15 protein-coding genes are annotated in these 17826 nt (G+C 66.9%); 4 read left to right on the plus strand and 11 right to left on the minus strand.

From position 1 onward, the window contains the following. Positions 1–41 precede the first annotated feature (41 nt). The gene (locus tag RKE25_RS18370) at positions 42–2867 is read left to right on the plus strand and encodes a valine--tRNA ligase (RefSeq protein ID WP_311839534.1); all 2826 of its coding nucleotides are present in this window, start codon (positions 42–44) and stop codon (positions 2865–2867) included. Positions 2868–3434: 567 nt separating this feature from the next. On the opposite strand, the gene rimI is transcribed toward RKE25_RS18370, so the two are convergent. Genes rimI through RKE25_RS18385 form a run of 3 tightly spaced genes read right to left on the minus strand, consistent with a single transcriptional unit; the run spans position 3435 to position 5176 of the window. After that, positions 3435–3866 carry a ribosomal protein S18-alanine N-acetyltransferase gene (gene rimI / locus RKE25_RS18375; RefSeq protein WP_311842428.1) on the minus strand — a complete coding sequence of 144 codons (432 nt, stop codon included), beginning with the start codon at positions 3864–3866 and terminating at the stop codon, positions 3435–3437. Between the two features lie 42 nt (positions 3867–3908). Beyond that, positions 3909–4397: a hypothetical protein gene (locus tag RKE25_RS18380; protein ID WP_311839535.1), complete on the minus strand. Its 489-nt coding sequence runs from the start codon at positions 4395–4397 to the stop codon at positions 3909–3911. Between the two features lie 5 nt (positions 4398–4402). Beyond that, positions 4403–5176 carry a phosphatidylcholine/phosphatidylserine synthase gene (locus RKE25_RS18385; RefSeq protein ID WP_311839536.1) on the minus strand — a complete coding sequence of 258 codons (774 nt, stop codon included), beginning with the start codon at positions 5174–5176 and terminating at the stop codon, positions 4403–4405. Positions 5177–5288: 112 nt separating this feature from the next. On the opposite strand from RKE25_RS18385, the gene RKE25_RS18390 reads away from it, so the two are divergent. The 3 genes from RKE25_RS18390 (at position 5289) to RKE25_RS18400 (ending at position 8220) form a co-directional block, all read left to right on the plus strand. Continuing rightward, positions 5289–5729: a DUF4124 domain-containing protein gene (locus RKE25_RS18390; protein ID WP_311839537.1), complete on the plus strand. Its 441-nt coding sequence runs from the start codon at positions 5289–5291 to the stop codon at positions 5727–5729. 118 nt (positions 5730–5847) lie between these two features. Continuing rightward, entirely contained in the window at positions 5848–7545 is a 1698-nt protein-coding gene (locus RKE25_RS18395) for a proline--tRNA ligase (RefSeq protein ID WP_311839538.1), read from the plus strand. Between the two features lie 348 nt (positions 7546–7893). Beyond that, complete coding sequence (locus tag RKE25_RS18400) at positions 7894–8220, plus strand: H-NS histone family protein (RefSeq protein WP_311839539.1); 327 nt, start codon at positions 7894–7896, stop codon at positions 8218–8220. Positions 8221–9428: 1208 nt separating this feature from the next. On the opposite strand, the gene RKE25_RS18405 is transcribed toward RKE25_RS18400, so the two are convergent. The 8 genes from RKE25_RS18405 to RKE25_RS18440 form a co-directional block, all read right to left on the minus strand. Then, entirely contained in the window at positions 9429–10739 is a 1311-nt protein-coding gene (locus RKE25_RS18405; protein ID WP_311839540.1) for a threonine/serine exporter family protein, read from the minus strand. Positions 10740–10799: 60 nt separating this feature from the next. Next, on the minus strand, positions 10800–11159 hold the full coding sequence (locus RKE25_RS18410; protein ID WP_311839541.1) for a hypothetical protein: 360 nt from the start codon (positions 11157–11159) through the stop codon (positions 10800–10802). Beyond that, a complete protein-coding gene (locus RKE25_RS18415) occupies positions 11156–11605 on the minus strand; it encodes an NfeD family protein (protein WP_311839542.1) in 450 nt (149 codons plus the stop codon). Before RKE25_RS18415 ends, RKE25_RS18410 begins: the two co-directional genes overlap by 4 nt. 19 nt (positions 11606–11624) lie before the next feature. Further along, complete coding sequence (locus tag RKE25_RS18420) at positions 11625–12575, minus strand: SPFH domain-containing protein (RefSeq protein WP_311839543.1); 951 nt, start codon at positions 12573–12575, stop codon at positions 11625–11627. Between the two features lie 105 nt (positions 12576–12680). Further along, complete coding sequence (locus tag RKE25_RS18425) at positions 12681–14063, minus strand: ATP-binding protein (protein WP_311839544.1); 1383 nt, start codon at positions 14061–14063, stop codon at positions 12681–12683. Continuing rightward, on the minus strand, positions 14064–14390 hold the full coding sequence (locus tag RKE25_RS18430) for a hypothetical protein (RefSeq protein WP_311839545.1): 327 nt from the start codon (positions 14388–14390) through the stop codon (positions 14064–14066). A gap of 129 nt (positions 14391–14519) precedes the next feature. Then, positions 14520–15863, minus strand: coding sequence for a sigma-54 dependent transcriptional regulator (locus RKE25_RS18435; RefSeq protein ID WP_311839546.1), 1344 nt, complete (start codon positions 15861–15863; stop codon positions 14520–14522). A gap of 73 nt (positions 15864–15936) precedes the next feature. Continuing rightward, on the minus strand, positions 15937–17760 hold the full coding sequence (locus tag RKE25_RS18440) for a DUF885 domain-containing protein (RefSeq protein WP_311839547.1): 1824 nt from the start codon (positions 17758–17760) through the stop codon (positions 15937–15939). Positions 17761–17826 lie beyond the last annotated feature (66 nt).

A 17826-nucleotide genomic window follows, 5' to 3' on the forward strand; every position in this document is an offset into this window, starting at 1 on the left:
CCCACCGCGCCCGTTCCCGGGCGCGCCATGACGAGCCCCCGATGGACAAGAGTTTCGAGCCCCGCCAGATCGAGTCGAAGTGGTATGCCCGCTGGGAAGCCAGCGGAGACTTCAAGCCCTCCGGCCACGGCGAGCCGTACTGCATCCTGCTGCCGCCGCCGAACGTCACCGGCACCCTGCACATGGGCCATGCGTTCCAGCAGACCGTGATGGACATGCTGATCCGCTACCAGCACATGCGTGGGCTCAACACGCTGTGGCAGGTGGGCACCGACCACGCCGGCATCGCCACGCAGAAGATCGTGGAGAACCAGCTCGCTGCCGCGGGCCAGACCCGCCACGACCTGGGCCGCGAGGCTTTCGTCGAGCGCGTGTGGCAGTGGAAGGAGGAGTCCGGCTCCACCATCACCAACCAGATGCGTCGCCTGGGCGTCGCCGCTGACTGGTCGCGCGAGCGCTTCACCATGGACGAAGGGCTCTCGTCCGCGGTGCGCAAGGTGTTCGTGGAGTGGTACCGCGCCGGCCTGATCTACCGCGGCAACCGCCTGGTGAACTGGGACCCGGCGCTGGGCACGGCGGTGTCGGACCTGGAAGTGAACAACGTCGAGCGCGATGGCCATCTGTGGTCGATCCGCTATCCCACCGTGGACGGCAAGGATAGCGTGGTGGTCGCCACCACCCGTCCGGAAACCATGCTGGGCGACGTCGCCGTCGCAGTGCATCCGGAAGACGAGCGCTATGCGCACCTGGTCGGCAAGTTGCTGCGCCTGCCCCTGTCCGGCCGCGAGATCCCGGTGATCGCCGACGACTATGTGGACCGCGAGTTCGGCACCGGCTTCGTGAAGATCACGCCCGCGCACGACTTCAACGACTACGCCATCGGCCAGCGCCACAAGCTGGCGCCGATCAACATCTTCACGCTCGACGCGAAGGTCAACGACAACGCGCCGGAAAAGTATCGCGGCCTGGACCGCTTCGAAGCGCGCAAGCGCGTGCTCGCCGACCTGGAGGCCGAAGGCCTGCTAGTGGAGACCAAACCGCACAAGCTGCAGGTGCCGGTGAGCGAGCGCTCGGACGCGGTGATCGAGCCGATGCTCACCGACCAATGGTTCGTCGACCTCACCTCCGACGCGCAGGCGGATGGACGTCCGGGCGGCCGCAAGGCGATCACCGAGCCGGCGCTGGACGCCGTGCGCTCGGGCGAGATCAAGTTCGTGCCGGAGAACTGGAGCACCACCTATACGCAGTGGCTGGAGAACATCCAGGACTGGTGCATCAGCCGCCAGCTCTGGTGGGGCCATCGCATTCCCGCGTGGTACGACGAGGCAGGCAACATCTTCGTCGGCGAGGACGAAGCGGACGCCCGCGCGCATGCCGCCGCCGCTCCCGTCGGCGCGCTGCGCCAGGACGAAGACGTGCTCGATACCTGGTTCAGCTCCGCGCTGTGGCCGTTCTCCACGCTCGGCTGGCCGGCCAACGGCCCAGTGAAGAACGAGCGCGGCGAAGTCGTCGCCAACTGGCAGCAGGACAAGATCTTCCTGCCCAGCGCCGTGCTGGTCACCGGCTTCGACATCATCTTCTTCTGGGTCGCCCGCATGGTGATGGCGACCAAGTACTTCACCGGCCAGGTGCCGTTCCGCGAGGTGTACATCAACGCCATCGTGCGCGACGCCGAAGGCCAGAAGATGTCCAAGTCCAAGGGCAACACCCTGGATCCGCTGGACCTGATCGACGGCATCGAGCTGGAGCCGCTGGTCGCGAAATCGACCAAGTCGCTGCTGATGCCGCGTGACCGCGAACGCGTGGAAAAGCGCATCCGCAAGGATTACCCCACCGGCATCTCCGCCATCGGCACCGATGCGTTGCGCTTTACCTTCACCGCGCTGGCCAGCTACAGCCGCACCATCAATTTCGACATCAAGCGCGCCGAGGGCTACAAGGCGTTCTGCAACAAGCTGTGGAACGCCGCGCGCTTCGTGCTGATGAATGTGGAGAATGGCTCGCTGTCGGAGGCCGGCAGTGCACCGGCGACGGAGGCCGAGCGCTGGATCCTTACGCGCCTCAAGCAGGCGCTCGCCGACGTCGAGCAGCACTTCGCCACGTATCGCTTCGACCTGCTGGCGCAGGAACTGTACGAGTTCGTGTGGAACGAGTACTGCGACTGGTTCCTGGAGCTGTCCAAGCCCGCGCTCAACGGCGACGACGCTGTCGCTGCGGCGTCCACGCGCCGTACGTTACTGGTGGTGCTGGAGACGGTGCTGCGCGCGCTGCATCCGATCATTCCTTTCATCACCGAGGAAATCTGGCAGTCGGTGGCGCCGCTGCTGGGCCTGACGGACGAAGGCATCCTGCGCCGCCCATGGCCGAAGGCCGACGAGATCGCCGCGGACGATGCTGCGACGGCCGAGATCGAATGGTTCAAGAACGTGCTTAGCGGCATCCGCCGCATCCGTTCGGAAATGAACATCGCCCCCGGCAAAACCATCCCTCTGCTGCTGGCCGACGGCGACGACGCCGATCGCGCGCGCGCGGCGAAGTTCTCCGCACAGATCGCCTTCCTCGCGCGCGTGGATGCGCCGCAGTGGATCGCCGGTACTGACGAACCGGCGGCCGCCGCGGCCGTGGTGGGTGCGATGCGCGTGTTGATTCCGCTGGCCGGATTGATCGACGTAGATGCCGAGAAGGCGCGTCTCGCCAAGGAGATTTCGCGCATCGAGAGCGAGATCAAGAAGTGTGAAGGCAAGCTGGGCAACGCCAACTTCGTCGCCAACGCACCGGCCGAAGTGGTCGCGCAGGAACGCCAGCGCATCGCCGACTGGGGCACGCAGCTCACCGCCTTGCGCGAGCAGGTGCGGAAGTTGGGGTAAGGCGTTGCCGGGACGGTGCGGTTAGCCGCGCTTGAGTCTGGAACGGATCGCTCCGTAGGACCCCTCATCCCGCCTTCTCCCCGGAGGGGAGAAGGAGAAGTGAATACCGAGGCAAGAACAAACAAGAGCGAGCGAAGCGACGCTCCGTAACGCTCTTGATCTCCCGGGTTCCCTTCGCGGCGGTGAGGGCTGGACGATCAGGCCGCCGCAGGCGGGCGGGGACAGGACGTCCCCGCCTTTTCGATCAGGGCAAGGATGCCCGATCGAAAAGCCCGGCCAGCCCTCAACGCACTCGCAGCAGCGTAGGCTGCGGAGGGCGCCGCGCAGGGGGCCCTTCTTCTTGGTTACTTCTTCTCGTGGTCCCCCTTGAGGGGATGGGCAAGCAAGAAGAAGTAACTCGCTCTCCGGCAGGAGAGCGAAACCCTCGCCCCGGAGGGCGAGACAAGACTGGCCATAAGGCGACAACCGAGCGCTATCGCCACCGGGTCCCGGCCTGCGCCGGAATGACGAGGATGGGAGCGCGAGGCGACCCTTAGCTCACGTTGGGGTTCGCAAGCTCACCCCAACCTACGGCGCCGCGAAATCCAATGCCATCACAATGGCATCCTCCCTACCCTGCTTCGCCGGATAGTAATTCGGCCGCCGCCCGATCTCCTCGAAACCGATCGACCGATACAACGCCTGCGCCACCGGATTCGACGGACGCACCTCCAGGAACACGCGCTCCGCGCCATTCCACCGCGCCACATCCAGCAGGCGGCGCAGCAGATGCCGCCCCAGCCCGAGGCCACGGTGATTCTGGCCGATGCACAGATTGAGCACGTGCGCCTCGCCCGCGGCGACGGAAAGCACGCCGTAGCCGGCCATCTCGCCTTCCACCCACAGCACCCAGCTCGGGTGCCCCGCCTTCAGACAATCGCCGAAGATGCCTTCGCTCCAGGGGAAGTCATAGGAGGCGCGCTCGAGGGCCGCGACGCCGGCGAGATCCTCCCGCCGCATCGCGCGGACTTCCGCGTGGGGACGGGCGACCGCCACCACGGCTCAGCCCTCCGCACCGGCCAATGCCCGGCGCAGGCTGCGCAGGGCGTTCCAGAGACGCCGCTTGCCGGCGCCCGATGCATGGATCGCCGCGGGCTCGTCCGCCAGCACGATATGCGCCTGCTGCAGCAGGGTCGCCGGCAACTCCCGGCCCAGCGCATGCGCCTGGGCCTCGCCGAACACGAGGTAAGCCCGCGCCAGCGGCGGTGCCGCCAGCTTGCCGTCGCGTACTTCGATCCGCGCGGCGCGCGCCACCGACGGGCCGAAGGCGGTGAGCGCGCGACCGAGCAGGTCCAGCGAGCGCGGGTCGCAGCCGGCCGGCAAGAGGATCGCGCAGTGACCGGGAGCCGCCTCCTCGGCCTTCTCCAACGGCTCCGGGGAAAGGCCGGCAGGCGACGCGTCGAGCGGCATCGCGCGCCGCACCCACGGCGTGACGCCCAGCGCGCGCAGCAGGCGTGCGCGATGCCCGGGGCTGGCCAAAGCGTGACCCATCGCGCTCATGCCACGCCGCGGCGGCGGCGGGTGGCGCGACCCCACAGGGTCATTGCCGGGCCGGACAGCAGATAGAGGGTGAACACGACGAACAGCATGCGCGGCGGGTCCACGAAGAAGGGAATCAGGATCAGCAGGGCCGCGATCACCCACAGGAACGGCACGCGGTCGCGCTCGCCCATCGGCAGCGACTTGAAGCTGTAGTAACGGAAACGGCTGACCATCAGCAGACCGACGGTCGCCGCCATGAACGGCGTGAAGAAGCACACCTCGTCGCCGCCCACGCCGAACTTGTCCATGCTCCACACGAAGGACATGCACACGGCGGCGGCGGCGGGGCTGGCCAGCCCCTGGAAATAGCGCTTGTCGGCCACGCCGACCTGGGTATTGAAGCGCGCCAGGCGCAGCGCCGCGCAGGCGGCGTAGATGAAGGCGGCTGCCCAGCCGATCTTGCCCCACAGCGGGCCGTACTCCTTCAGCATCGAGAGCGACCAGGTGTACATCACCAGCGACGGCGCCAGGCCGAAGCTGACCAGATCGGAGAGCGAGTCGTACTGCACGCCGAATTCGCTCTGCGTGCCGGTCAGGCGGGCGACGCGGCCGTCCATGCCGTCCAGCAGCGCGGCCACGAACACGGCGATGGCCGCGTCGCTGTAGCTGCCGCCGATGCTCGCCACGATGGCGTAGAAGCCGGAAAACATGGCCCCCGTGGTGAACAGGTTGGGCAACAGGTAAATGCCCCGGTGCCGCGGCGTGCGGACTGGCGTGCTCTCAGTCATGAATCAATCCGTGACGGAATGCGCGCAGTGTAAACCATCGCTTGAGTCCAATCCTTGCGGGTGCTAACAAGGGCGCCTGCCCTCCAAGACCTATCTTTTCCCGGAGAAGACCATGCGTCGCCCGCTGCTCGCCGTCGCCCTGCTGCTGCTCGCCCCCCTGGCCATGGGCCAGGCCTACAAGTGGACCGACGCCAGCGGCACCGTGCACTACTCCGACAATCCGCCGCCGAAGGGCACCCAGTTCAAGCGGGTCACCACCACCGGCAGCGTCCAGCCGCTGGCGGAGCCGGCCAAGTCCACCGCCGGGGATGGCCGCGGCGAGGCCAATGCCTCCAATGAGCCGGCGCCAGCCAGGGCGCAGTCGGTCGCCGATACTCCCGAGAACCGCAAGAAGCTGTGCACCACGCTGAAGGGCAACCTGGAGATCCTGCGCGACAAGAAACCCGTCGTGGTGCAGGAAGGCAACCAGTCCCGCGTGCTGGACGACGCGCAGCGCAAGCAGCAGCAGACCACCGCCGAATCCCAGTACAAGCAGTACTGCCCGAACGACTGACACCCCGCCGCCTCATTGCGGCGGCACCCTGCGCAGCCCCGGACGCGGCCCGCCGCGCCCGGGCGCTCGTGCCGATCGCCTATAATCGGCTTCTTTGCCCCGCCGGAAAGCCAACCGCATGCGCCTCAGTCAATACCACCTGGCCACCGTCAAGGAAGTGCCCGCCGACGCCGAGATCGCCAGTCATCAGCTGATGCTGCGCACCGGCATGATCCGCAAGCTCGCCGCCGGCCTGTACACCTGGGCGCCGCTGGGCCTGCGCGTGATGCGCAAGGTGGAGAACGTGGTGCGCGAAGAAATGGACCGCGCCGGCGCGATCGAAATGCTCATGCCGACCATCCAGCCGCGCGAGCTGTGGGAGGAAACCGGCCGCTGGGAGAAGTTCGGCGGACAGCTGCTGAAGATCCAGGACCGCAAGGAACAGGGCTTCTGCTATGCGCCCACGGCGGAGGAAGTGGTCACCGACTTCGCGCGCAACGAGCTGAAGAGCTACAAGCAGCTGCCGGTCAACTTCTACCAGATCCAGACCAAGTTCCGCGACGAGATCCGTCCGCGCTTCGGCGTGATGCGCGCGCGCGAGTTCGTGATGAAGGACGCCTATTCCTTCCACCTCACGCAGGAATCGCTGGGCGCGACCTACCAGGCGATGTACGACGCCTATGCGCGCATCTTCACCCGCCTGGGCCTGAAGTTCCGCGCGGTGCAGGCCGATACCGGCGCCATCGGCGGCAACGCCAGCCACGAGTTCCAGGTGTTGGCCGACTCGGGCGAGGACGCGCTGGTGTTCTCCGACGGCTCCGATTACGCGGCCAATATCGAGAAAGCCGAAGCCCTGGCCCCCGCCACGGCGCGCCCCGCAGCGGCCGCCGAGCTCAAGCGCGTGGATACCCCCACGCAGAAGACCATCGAGGACGTCGCCGCATTCCTCAAGGTGGATCCGACGCAGTGTGTGAAGACCATCCTGGTCCAAGGTACCGACGGCCTGGTCGCGCTGTGCGTGCGCGGCGACCATGAAGTCAACGAGGTGAAGGCCGGCAAGCTGGCCGAAATGCCCGGCGAATCGGTGCTGGCCTCCGAGGCCGAGATCCTTGCCGTCACCGGCACGCGTCCGGGCTTCATCGGTCCCGTCGGCCTGCCGGCGGAGATCCCGGTCATCGTCGACCGCAGTGCCGCGGTGCTTGCCGATTTCGTCTGCGGCGGCAACCAGGACGGCACCCACTACACCGGCGCCAACTGGGAGCGCGACGCACGGATGACCCGCGTGGAAGACATCCGCAAGGTCGTGGAGGGCGATCCGTCGCCGGACGGCAAGGGAGCGCTGCGCATGGGCCGCGGCATCGAGGTCGGCCACGTGTTCCAGCTCGGCAGCAAGTATGCCGAGGCGCTGAAGGCCACCGTGCTGGATGAGAACGGCAAGGCGCAGGTCATGCTGATGGGCTGCTACGGCATCGGCGTCAGCCGCATCGTCGCGGCTGCCATCGAGCAATGCCACGACGACGCCGGCATCATCTGGCCGGAGGCGATGGCACCCTGGCGCGTCGCTGTGTGCGTGATCAATCCCAAGGGCCTGCCCGAGGTAACTGCGGCGGCCGAGGGTCTGTATCGCGAGCTCCAGGATCGCGGTGTGGAAGTGGTGCTCGACGATCGCGGCCTGCGCCCCGGCGCGATGTTCGCGGACATGGAACTAATCGGCATCCCGCATCGCGTGGTGGTCAGCGAACGCGGCGTCGCCGCGGGAACGCTGGAGTACCGCGCCCGTAACGCGGCAGAAAGCCGGGCGATCGACAGCGCGGAGCTGTTCGCCCTGTTGGGCTGATCGACCCTCAATCGGGCTCCGAACGGCCGCCTTGCGCGGCCGTTTTGCTTTGGCGTTGCCATAGATCGGCGCCCATTTCGCCTCCGGATAAACGGCCCTGCCCAACCGGCCACACCGGACATGCCGGCCGAAGCGCGTTTTCTGCGAATTAATAACCTTGTTTAGTATTAATCAGCCCCAATGCGACGCAATAAATGTATCCACTGGGCGGCCCCAATACCCGGCATTAAGGCAGATTTTGACAATTTCGGCGCACATCATAGAGAATCACCGGCGCAATACGCCTTCGATGGCACCCACTAAAACAACATAATGCTCGTTTAATGGCTCATCGCTCCGGGAGTAGTCATGGCTGTCGATATCAAGAATCTCAACCATAATCAGCTCAACGACCTCATCGCCAAGGCGCAGCAGCGCCAGACCGAGCTGCGCAAGGACAAGGTCGCCAAGCTCCGCGAAAAGATCCACGCCCTGATCAAGGCCGAAGGCTTCGCCTTCGAAGACGTGTTCGGCCAGGGCCGCGCCGGCAAGGTGCGCAAGACCGGCGGCATCGTCCCGCCGAAGTACCGCAACCCCGCCGACCCGGAACAGACCTGGTCCGGCCGCGGCAAGCGCCCGCGCTGGTTCAACGACGCGCTGAAGGCAGGCAAGAAGGAAAAGGATCTGGCGATCTGATTTCGCCCGACACTCCGACATGGGAAACGCCGGCTTCGTGCCGGCGTTTTCTTTTTTGCGGTAAGAGGTGGGGCGGGTGTGAGAGGTATGCGGCCAGGTGTTCGGAGTCTTCCCTGATTGCAATATCATGCATTCGCCCGGCGATTTCGCTGCCTCACTGGGTTCGACCTGCCGTTCGCTGTTAAAGGCAAAGATAGGCGCGTGCTTTTGCCCTCATCGCATTTGGCATCCGCCGTGAGTGGGCAATAGCAAAGGGCTTGAGTTATCTCAGCGTCGTTGGTGGGAATTTTTGGTTGGTGTGTGGGTAATGGCGCGGGGGATTCCTGCGCGGAAGGCGGAGCTGATTGGCGCAACGGTGGCAACCTTCGTGGGTCTAGCACGCGCGGATTGGTACGCTCGTCGGCTAACTAAGATGGCGGTTTCGCTCTTGATACGTTTTCGCGAGCACCCGCCCCTCATCCCGCCTTCTCCCCGGAGGGGAGAAGGCGAAGTGAGGTACTGAGGCGAGAAAAAAAAGCCGCAACGCTCAACGAGCGAGCTTTTGCTTTTCCCGGGTTCCCTTCGCGGCGGTGAGGGCTGGACGATCAGGCCGCCGCAGGCGGGCGGGGACAGGACGTCCCCGCCTTTTTGATCAGGGCATGGATGCCCTGTCAAAAAGCCCGGCCAGCCCTCAACGCACCCGTAGCAGCGAAGGCTGCGGAGGGCGCCGCGCAGGGTGCCTTTTCTTCTTGGTTACTTCTTCTTTGGGCAAGCAAAGAAGAAGTAACTCGCTCTCCGGCAGGAGAGCGAAACCCTCGCCCTTCGGGCGAGACCAGACCGGCGACCACTTCGCGACAACCGAGCGAAACCGCCTCTGGATGCCTCGCTACGCTCGCCCCTTCGGGGCCGCCCTGCGAACGCTCTCCGCGCTACGCGCTCCATCCGGCCTACGCCGAAATGACGAGGATGGAAGGCCGAAGCGATCATCAGCGCCCGACGTTGGGGTTCGTGGACTCACCCAAACCTACGCCGCTCGCCCCTTCGCGGCCCCTGCGAGCCTTCTCCGCGCATCGCGCCCTGCCCGATCTGCGCCAGAACAACGAGGAATGAGAGAGCAAGGTCAGAAACACGCGCCAACCAGGACCGCGAATGCTCCCCCTAACCTAAGCCAACCCCACACCAGTCGCCGCAACCCACCACACGGCCTCCCGCCAAAACCCAACCCACACTCAAAGCGACCGCCGCGGCGCCACCAACAAATCCCCAAACAACAACCCCGCCACCAGCGAAATCAACAACGTCACCAACAACACCCCCGTATCGAACCCCAGCACCGTATCCCTCTCCAGCAGATACGACACACTGCGGAAACCGACACTCCCGGGCACCAGCAAAATGATCCCCGGCTCCCTCACCACCGCCCCCGGGCGATGCGCGAACCGCGCGTACACATTCGCCAGCGCCCCAAGCAGGAAGCCGCCGAGGAACACACCGAACGGCGCGGCCGGGAGCGCCCCGGAGATCAAGCCGCCCCAGCGCGTGGACACGTAACCCACCACCACCGCGGCCATCACCACCGGCCAATCGCGCCGCGCGGCGCGGAACGCCATGGCGAAGGCGATCGCCGCCACCATCAGCGCGGGAACCTCCGTCCAGGAAGGCAGCGGAGGCAGCGCGAAATCCCGCGGATAAATGCCGAACGCGGCGCAGAGCTGCGCCCCGGCCACGGTGCCGAAGGTGAGCTTGAGCAGGGTAGCCAGCGCCCCGCCCATTCGCGCCACACCCGCGACCAAGTGCTGGCTGGAGATCTCGCGCACACTGGTGGTGAGGGCCATGCCGGGCATCAGCATGATCAGCCCTGCCAGGATCACCGACTTGATCGCCAACGGCACCACCAGCGCGCTCACCAGGATCGCGAAGATGGTGCCCACCAGCGCGCAGATCGCTTCGCTCGCCACGGCCAGGCGCGGGCGCGTGGCCGAGAGCACGGTGATGGTGCCGATCATCAGGCCGATCACCGCCGTCGTCAGCAGGTCCGCCCAAGAGCTGTGCAACAGCAGCGACACCACGCTCGCCGCCGCCAGGCCGTAGCTGGCGATCACGCCGGCCTGTGCGCGCCGCGTGTCCGGCTTGCCCAGGTCGCGCAGCAGGCGGAAACCGTCGCGCAATTCCATCTGCCCGGCGATCACCTGGTCGGCGATCAGGTCGGCCTGGCACAAGCGCGCCAGGTTCACGTCACCCGGGGGCAGACGCATCACCTGGGTGACCTGGGCGACGCCATCCTCGCCCTGCGTCAGGTCGGAGAAGGAAATGATGATCGCGGTCGGGCTGGACCACACTTCCGCCGCCAGCCCCAGCCGCAGCGCCGAGCCGGCGATCGCCATCTCCAGGCGCGGCGCGGACGTGCCGTACTGGTGCAGGCGCCGGGCCAGTTCCACCAGGAAGGCGATACGTGTATTCAGCGCCGCGGTGGCGAACTGATGGGGGGCCGGCTGAGTCGGCGAAGCGAAGCCGGTCGGCGATGGGGTCGGGAAGCTCATGGCGCATTCTTACCCGGAAGCTGCGGGCTTGAATACGTTTGGCCGTCCGAACGACGGAACTCACCACGCAAGATGGCAGACGCTGCCGACGCCTCCTACCGCCCAGCCCACGGCGAGGGCAGCCACCGACGCCCCGGCCAGCCAGGCCATGCGTCTGGCCCAGCTTCCCCGCGCGGCCTCGGGCAGAACGGTGGCGGCGGCGATGCAGCCGGCCAACACGACCAGCACGGCCGGCCAGGCGTACATGGCGGATACCACCCACAGAAAGAACGGCCAACCGAACAGGCTGCCGTTCTCGCGCAGGCAGGCGCCCAAGCTGCCGCCGAACAAGAAAGCGTAGAACAGCAGCGCCGGCCAGGCGAACGCGTACAGGAAGCGCCCGCACCAGCGAAGCGCCCTTGCTGCCCTGGAGTCATTCATGCCGCGGGCTTGACCCGCAGGGTGTTGCCGTCCACGGCCACGACTTCGACCGTCGTCCCCACCGGCAGGTCCGGCCCGCTGACCAGCCACAGGCCGTCGCCTACGCGTGCCTTGCCGCGACCGTTGACGATGGCCTCGGCCAGCACGTAGCGCTGGCCGATGTTCTGCTCGCCGCGACGGTTGAGTCGCGGTTCGTCCCCGTCCTCGCGCTGCAGGCGCGGCCGCAGCAGGTACCAGTAGGCCGCGCAGGAGAGAAACGCCAGCACCACGAAGGCGACCGCCTGGGCGATCACCGACAACCCTGGCACCAGCAGCGTGAGCAGTCCGGTGGCCGCTGCACCCAGGCCGATCCACAGCATGAAATAACCCGGCAGCAGCACCTCCGCGCCGATCAGCAGCAGGGCGAGGATCCACCACAGGTAATGCGTTGCGACGTCAGCGAACATGCGTCCCCCTTGCGCCGCGTCAGACCGGCGGCGTGCGGCGCGCGACCGCGTTCTTGTCCTGTTGCTGGCCCAGCGATTCCTTGGCCAGCTCCGCGATGCCCGCCAGCGAGCCGATGATGCCGGTGGCCTCCACCGGCAGCAGCAGCATTTTCTGGTTGGGCGAATGCGCCATTTCCTTCAGCGCTTCGACGTACTTGTTGGCGACGAAGTAATTGAGCGCATTGACGTCGCCGCTGGCGATCGCGTCCGACACCAGCTTGGTGGCCTGCGCCTCGGCCTCGGCCAGGCGGATGCGCGCCTCGGCTTCGCGGAACGCGGCTTCCTTCTTGCCGTCCGCGGCGAGAATCGCCGACTGCTTTTCGCCGTCGGCCTTCAGGATCGCCGCCTGGCGCAGGCCTTCGGCCTCGAGGATCTGTGCGCGCTTCTCGCGCTCGGCCTTCATCTGGCGTGCCATCGAATCGACCAGATCGCGCGGCGGCGCGATGTCCTTGATCTCGATGCGGTTGACCTTGACGCCCCACGGATGCGTCGCCTCGTCCACCACGCGCAGCAGCTGCGCATTGATCGCATCGCGTTGGCTCAACGACTCGTCGAGATCCATCGAGCCGAGTACGGTGCGGATATTGGTCATCACCAGCGCCAGCGCCGCCTGCTCCAGGTTGGCCACCTCGTAGGCCGCCTTGGCCGCGTCCAGCACCTGGTAGAACACCACGCCGTCCACGCGCACCACGGCGTTGTCCTTGGTAATCACGTCCTGCGAGGGTACGTCCAGCACCTGCTCCATCATGTTCATCTTGCGGCCGATGCCGTAGATGAAGGGGATCAGGAAATGCAGCCCGGGAGTGAGGGTGCGCGTGTACTTGCCGAAGCGCTCCACCGTCCATTCGTAGCCCTGCGGCACGATGCGCACCAGCTTGGCGATCACGATGATCGCGACGATCACCACCACTAGAGCTAAAAGCGATCCCATGGCCTGACTCCTTTCCTTGATGATGGCGCGGAGTATAGGCGAGGCCGGCGAAGGGGGCGGTTACGTTATGACGTCACACGCGCAAGGGTGCATCCCGCGCCGGCTTCAGGCCAGCTTGAGCGGCAACAGCAGGCTCACGCGCAAGCCGCCCTGCTCCCGGTTGGCCAGCGTGATGCGGCCGCCGTGCGCCTCGACGATCTCGCGCGCCAGCGCCAGGCCCAGGCCGGTGCCGGAACGCTTGGTGGAATAGAACGGCAGCAGCGCCTGCGCCAGCACGGTCTCGCTCATGCCGGGGCCGCGGTCAGCCACCTCGATGCGCAAGTCGCGCCCGATCACTGCCAGCGAGAGCGTGACCTCGTCGTCCGGCCCGCCGGACTCGTGGGCGTTCTTCACCAGGTTGATCAGCACCTGCTCGATCTGCGCGGCATCGAACCAGCCCGGCTGCTCCGGCACGCCGCCCACGAGGCGGAAGACGCAGTGCAGCGCGAGACTGTCCAGGAACGGTTGCCATTGGATAGGCACCGGCTGCGGCGCCGGCAACTTGGCGAAATTGGCATAGCCGGCGATGAAGCCATGCAGATGCCGAGCGCGTTCCCCGATGGTGGCGAACACGCCGGGCAGGCGTTCGGTCTGTCCGCGCCGCGCCAGCTCCGCGCCCGAATGCGCAAGCGAGGAAATCGGCGCGAGGGAGTTGTTGAGCTCGTGGCTGATCACGCGGATCACGCGTTTCCAGGTCGCCACTTCCTGCCGCGACAGCTCGCGCGTCATGCGGCGGAACAGCTGCAGCCGATGCGGCCGGCCCTGCAGGCGGAAGCTGCGCTGCGAGAGATGGAAGGTTTCCTCGCTACCCTCCATCTCCACCGTGAGCAGAGCGTCCTCGCCGCCCTGCACCGCGCGGCGCAGCGGCTCGGGCGCATCCTGCAGCAGCTCCAGGAAATCCAGGCCGTGCAGCGAGCGCCCTTCGTTGAACAGATGGCGCGCAGCGATGTTGGCGTAAGTGACGCGTCCACTCGTGTCGGTGAGCACCAACGCCACCGGTGTGTTCTGCACGACCGTGTCCAGCAGCAGCTCGCGCTGCGCCAGGTTCTGGCGTTGCTCGCGCAGCGTCTGGCCCAGGGCGTTGTGCATGCGGATCAGCTCGCCGAGCTCGTCGTTGCGCGTGGCGGCGATGGAGAAGCTGAAATCGCCATCGCGATAGCTGGCGACCGCGCCTTCCAGGGCGCGCAGCAGCCGGCTCAGCGGGTCCATCACGATGCCCGCCAGCCAGATGGACAGCGGAATCGCGATCGCCGCGCTGAAGGCCAGCCCACCCCACACGCCCATGTGCGCCGGCGGCTGCACGGACACGCCCAGATCGTGCTTCATCCATTGCAGCAGCTGCGGCAACGGCCATTGCGTGATGCCGATGTAGATCGCCGCGCCAGACACGTAGGCCAGGCACAGCAGCAGCGAAAGCCGCGTCTGCAGGCTGTTGAGGCGACGCGGCACTCAGAAACCCTGACCAGGACGCGGCGGCGGCGCCTGACGGCAGGTGGAGGCCGTGGGATTGGCTTCGCAGATGTTGTCGGGACGGCCGTAGCGGCGCTTAGGCGAAGTGACCTGGAAGCGCGGATCGGCCTTCTCGTCATCCTTGAAGCGGAAGGCGCTGTGGCTCTCGTGCGCCGTCGTCGCCGGACGGCTGCCATAGGCCGCGCCCGCGCTGGACGACGCCGCCGGCCGCTGCCAGCTGTCGCTCGCCGTCGGCGCGGATTGCGCGTGAACGGTGCCGGCCAGCAGAACCGCCGCCGTGACCGTGGACCTCATCCATCGACGCATGATCGTTCCCCAGGCTCGTCCGGATCGCGGCATCTTGATATGCGCACGCTGCGCCGGGCAACCATCTTTAGGCATGGCACAGCGCACCTTGCCCCTTTTTGCCCATCCCCGCGCCGGGGCTGGCGCCGCTCACGTCCCCTGCGTCGCCAGCCCGTAGCGTTCCATCCGGCGGTACAGCGCCTGCCGCGACAGGCCCAGCGCCTGCGCCGCGCGGCTGACCACGCCGTCGGCCTTGTCCAGCGCCGCTTCCACCGCCTCGCGGCTGGGCTCGTCGAGGTTGCGATTGGTGGGCACCGCCGACTGCGGCAGGTTCAGCTGCTCGGGGCCGATGCGGCCGTCCGATGTCAGCAAAGCCGCGCGCTCGATCGCATTCTTCAGCTCGCGCACGTTGCCGGGCCAGCTGTAGGTGAGCATGGCTTCGCGTGCGGCATCGCTCAGCTCGGCGCGGCCGTCCAGGAAGTACTCGGCCAGCGGCAGGATGTCGTCGACGCGCTCCGACAACGGCGGCAGGTTCACCTCGATCACATTGAGGCGGTAGTACAGGTCTTCGCGGAACGTGCCCGCGCGAATCATCGCCTTGAGGTCGGCATTGGTCGCGCTCAGCACGCGCACCTTCACCTGGCGCGTGCGCCCGGAACCCAGGCGCTCGAACTGCCCGGTTTCCAGTACGCGGAGCAGCTTCACCTGGCCCGACAGGGGCAAGTTGCCGATCTCGTCGAGGAACAGCGTGCCGCCGTCGGCCAGCTCGAAGCGGCCCTCGCGCGCCTTGTTGGCGCCCGTGTAGGCGCCGGCTTCCGCGCCGAACAGCTCGGCCTCGATCAGCTCGCCCGGCAGCGCGCCGCAGTTGACCGCGATGAACGGGCCGCGCTTGGCCATCGAATTCGCGTGCACGATCGCCGCGATGCGTTCCTTGCCCGCGCCGTTCGGGCCCGTGATCAGCACCGGCACTTCCGAGCGTGCGACCTGGCAGGCCAGCTCCAGCGTGCGCGCCATGGCCTCGGAGGAGAACACCAGGCCCGTGAGGTCGTAGCGCCGCTGCAGATCCTCGCGGCGCCGCCGCCGCTCGTTGCGGGCGCGGTTCACCTCGCGCGTGGATTCCGACAGCTCCAGCAGGTTTTCCACGGTCGCCAGCAGCTTGGCGTCGTCCCACGGCTTGGCGAGATAGTCGGCCGCGCCGGCCTTCACCAGCTCCACCGCAGTCTCCAGGTGCGTCCAGGCCGTGAGCAGAATCACCGGCAGGTCGGTATGGCGCTGCCGGATGGCGCGGAACAGGGCGATGCCTTCCTCGCCGGAGGTGGTGTCCGCCGTGAAGTTCATGTCCTGGATGACCACATCGATGCGCTCGCGCTCGAGCAGCTCCAGGCCCTGCTCCGGGGTCAGCGCGGTCAGGGGGCGGATCTCGTGCAGGGAAAGCGCGAGCGAGAGCGCCTCCCCCACGGCCGGGTTGTCGTCGATGATCAGGACAGTACGCATGTGGCTCTTGGGCATGCCGGAATGGATGCATCCTGCCGGCAAAACGTTGCAATGACCATTGGCCTACCCGGGCTCACGGCGCGGCCACGGGCGGCGGCGTCGGCTTGCCGGCCTTCACCGCCGCGATCCAGGCGTCGGTGCGCGCTTCCAGCACGTCCAGCGGCAATGCACCGCCGCCGAGGATCTGGTCGTGGAAGGCGCGGATGTCGAAACGCCCGCCCAGCTGGGTCTTCGCGCGCTCGCGCAATTCCAGGATCTTCAGCTGGCCCATCTTGTAGCCCAGCGCCTGGCCCGGCCAGGTGATGTAGCGGTCGGTCTCGGCCTGGATATCGGGCTCATCCTGGCTGGAATGAGCGTGGAAGAAATCGACCATCTGCTGCCGGGTCCAGTGCTTGTAGTGCACGCCGGTGTCCAGCACCAGGCGGTCGGCGCGCAGCAGTTCGTCCGACAGGCGGCCGTAGTCGGACAGCGGGTCCTTGTAGAAGCCGATGTCCTTGCCCAGCCGCTCGGCGTACAGCGCCCAGCCCTCGACGTAGGCGTTGTAGCCGGCCTGCTGGCGGAACGGCGGCAGGCCCGGCAGGGCCTGCGCGATGGAGATCTGCATGTGATGGCCGGGGATGGCCTCGTGGTACGCGGTGGACTCGATCGTCAGCGTGGTACGGCTGGCGAAATCGCCGGTATTCACGTACACCTGCCCGGGCCGCGAACCGTCCGGCGTGCCCTGGTGATATTCGGCGCCGGGCGCTTCTTTCTCGCGGTACTCCTCCACCGGCATCACCTCGACCTTGGTCTTCGGCAGCAGGCCGAACAGCTTCGGCAACTCCGGCTGCATCTGCGCGATGAAGCCGCGATAGCGATCCAGGATGTCCTTGCGCGAGGTCGGCTGCAGCTTCGGATCGTGCTTCAGCGCTTCGCGGAAGCTGGCCAGGTCCTGGTAGCCCTGCCCCTTGGCAATGACGGTCATCTCCGCCTCGATGCGCTTGACCTCGGCCAGGCCGATCTCATGGATGCGCTCGGGGGTTTCCTTGGTGGTCGTCATCTGCTCGACCTGGAAACGGTAGATCGCGTCGCCGTTGGCGAGCTGCCAGACACCCGGCTGGCTGCGGCCGTGCGGCGCGTAATCCTTGGCCACGAACTGGCCAAGTTTGCGGTAGGCCGGGCGCACGTCGTTGTCGATGGCGGCGACGATGGCATCGTGCAGACGCTTGCGGTCGGCCTCGGACATCGATTTGGGGAAACGCTTGAGCGGTTCCGCGAACGAACTCGCCTCGCCGGCCGGCGCCGCGATGCTGTCGATCTGCGCGGCGACTTTCTCCAGCAGGTAGCGCGGCGGCATCATGCCGTCCTTCAGGCCCTGGCGCGCCACTTCGGTCACCTGGTCCAGCACGCGCGGCACGGCGCGCAGGCGCGCGAGGTAGTCCTCGTATTGCTTGGCATTGTCGAACGGAATGGAGCTGACGAAACCCGCCAGCTGCAGGTGCATGCCGTTCATCTGGTCTAGCGGCATCTCATTGAGCTTCAGGTCGTAGCCCTTCAAGCTCTCCCGAAGCTGGCGGACCATGAGCTGCTGGTTGAGTTTGTCCTCGTCGGCGAAACCCGCGGTATCGATGGCTTCGAAGCGCTTGAGGAAGTCCGCGTTGGTCTTGCGCTCCGCCGCCTGGTGCGCGAGCGAGAGGTCGCTCCAGCGGTCGTTGTAGCGCAGGTCGCCCAGGATGGTGGCGAACTCTGGCGAGTTCTCCAGCGTGTGCTGCCACTGTTCGGCGAGCAGGCCGTTCAGCGCCTTGACCCGCGCGGACACGTCGGCGGACGGTGCGGCTGCCGTCGCAGCCATGGCCGGCGCGGCCAGCGTCACCGAACCGAGCAGGCTCGCGCAGATCATCCAGGACACCAGTTTCATTTCCAACCTCCGGGTGGCAAGCGATCCGCGCACTGTAGCCGGCCCGCGCCCTCTCGTGCACCCGTC

The organism is Dyella sp. BiH032, from assembly GCF_031954525.1.
In the GTDB taxonomy this organism is placed as follows: domain Bacteria; phylum Pseudomonadota; class Gammaproteobacteria; order Xanthomonadales; family Rhodanobacteraceae; genus Dyella_D.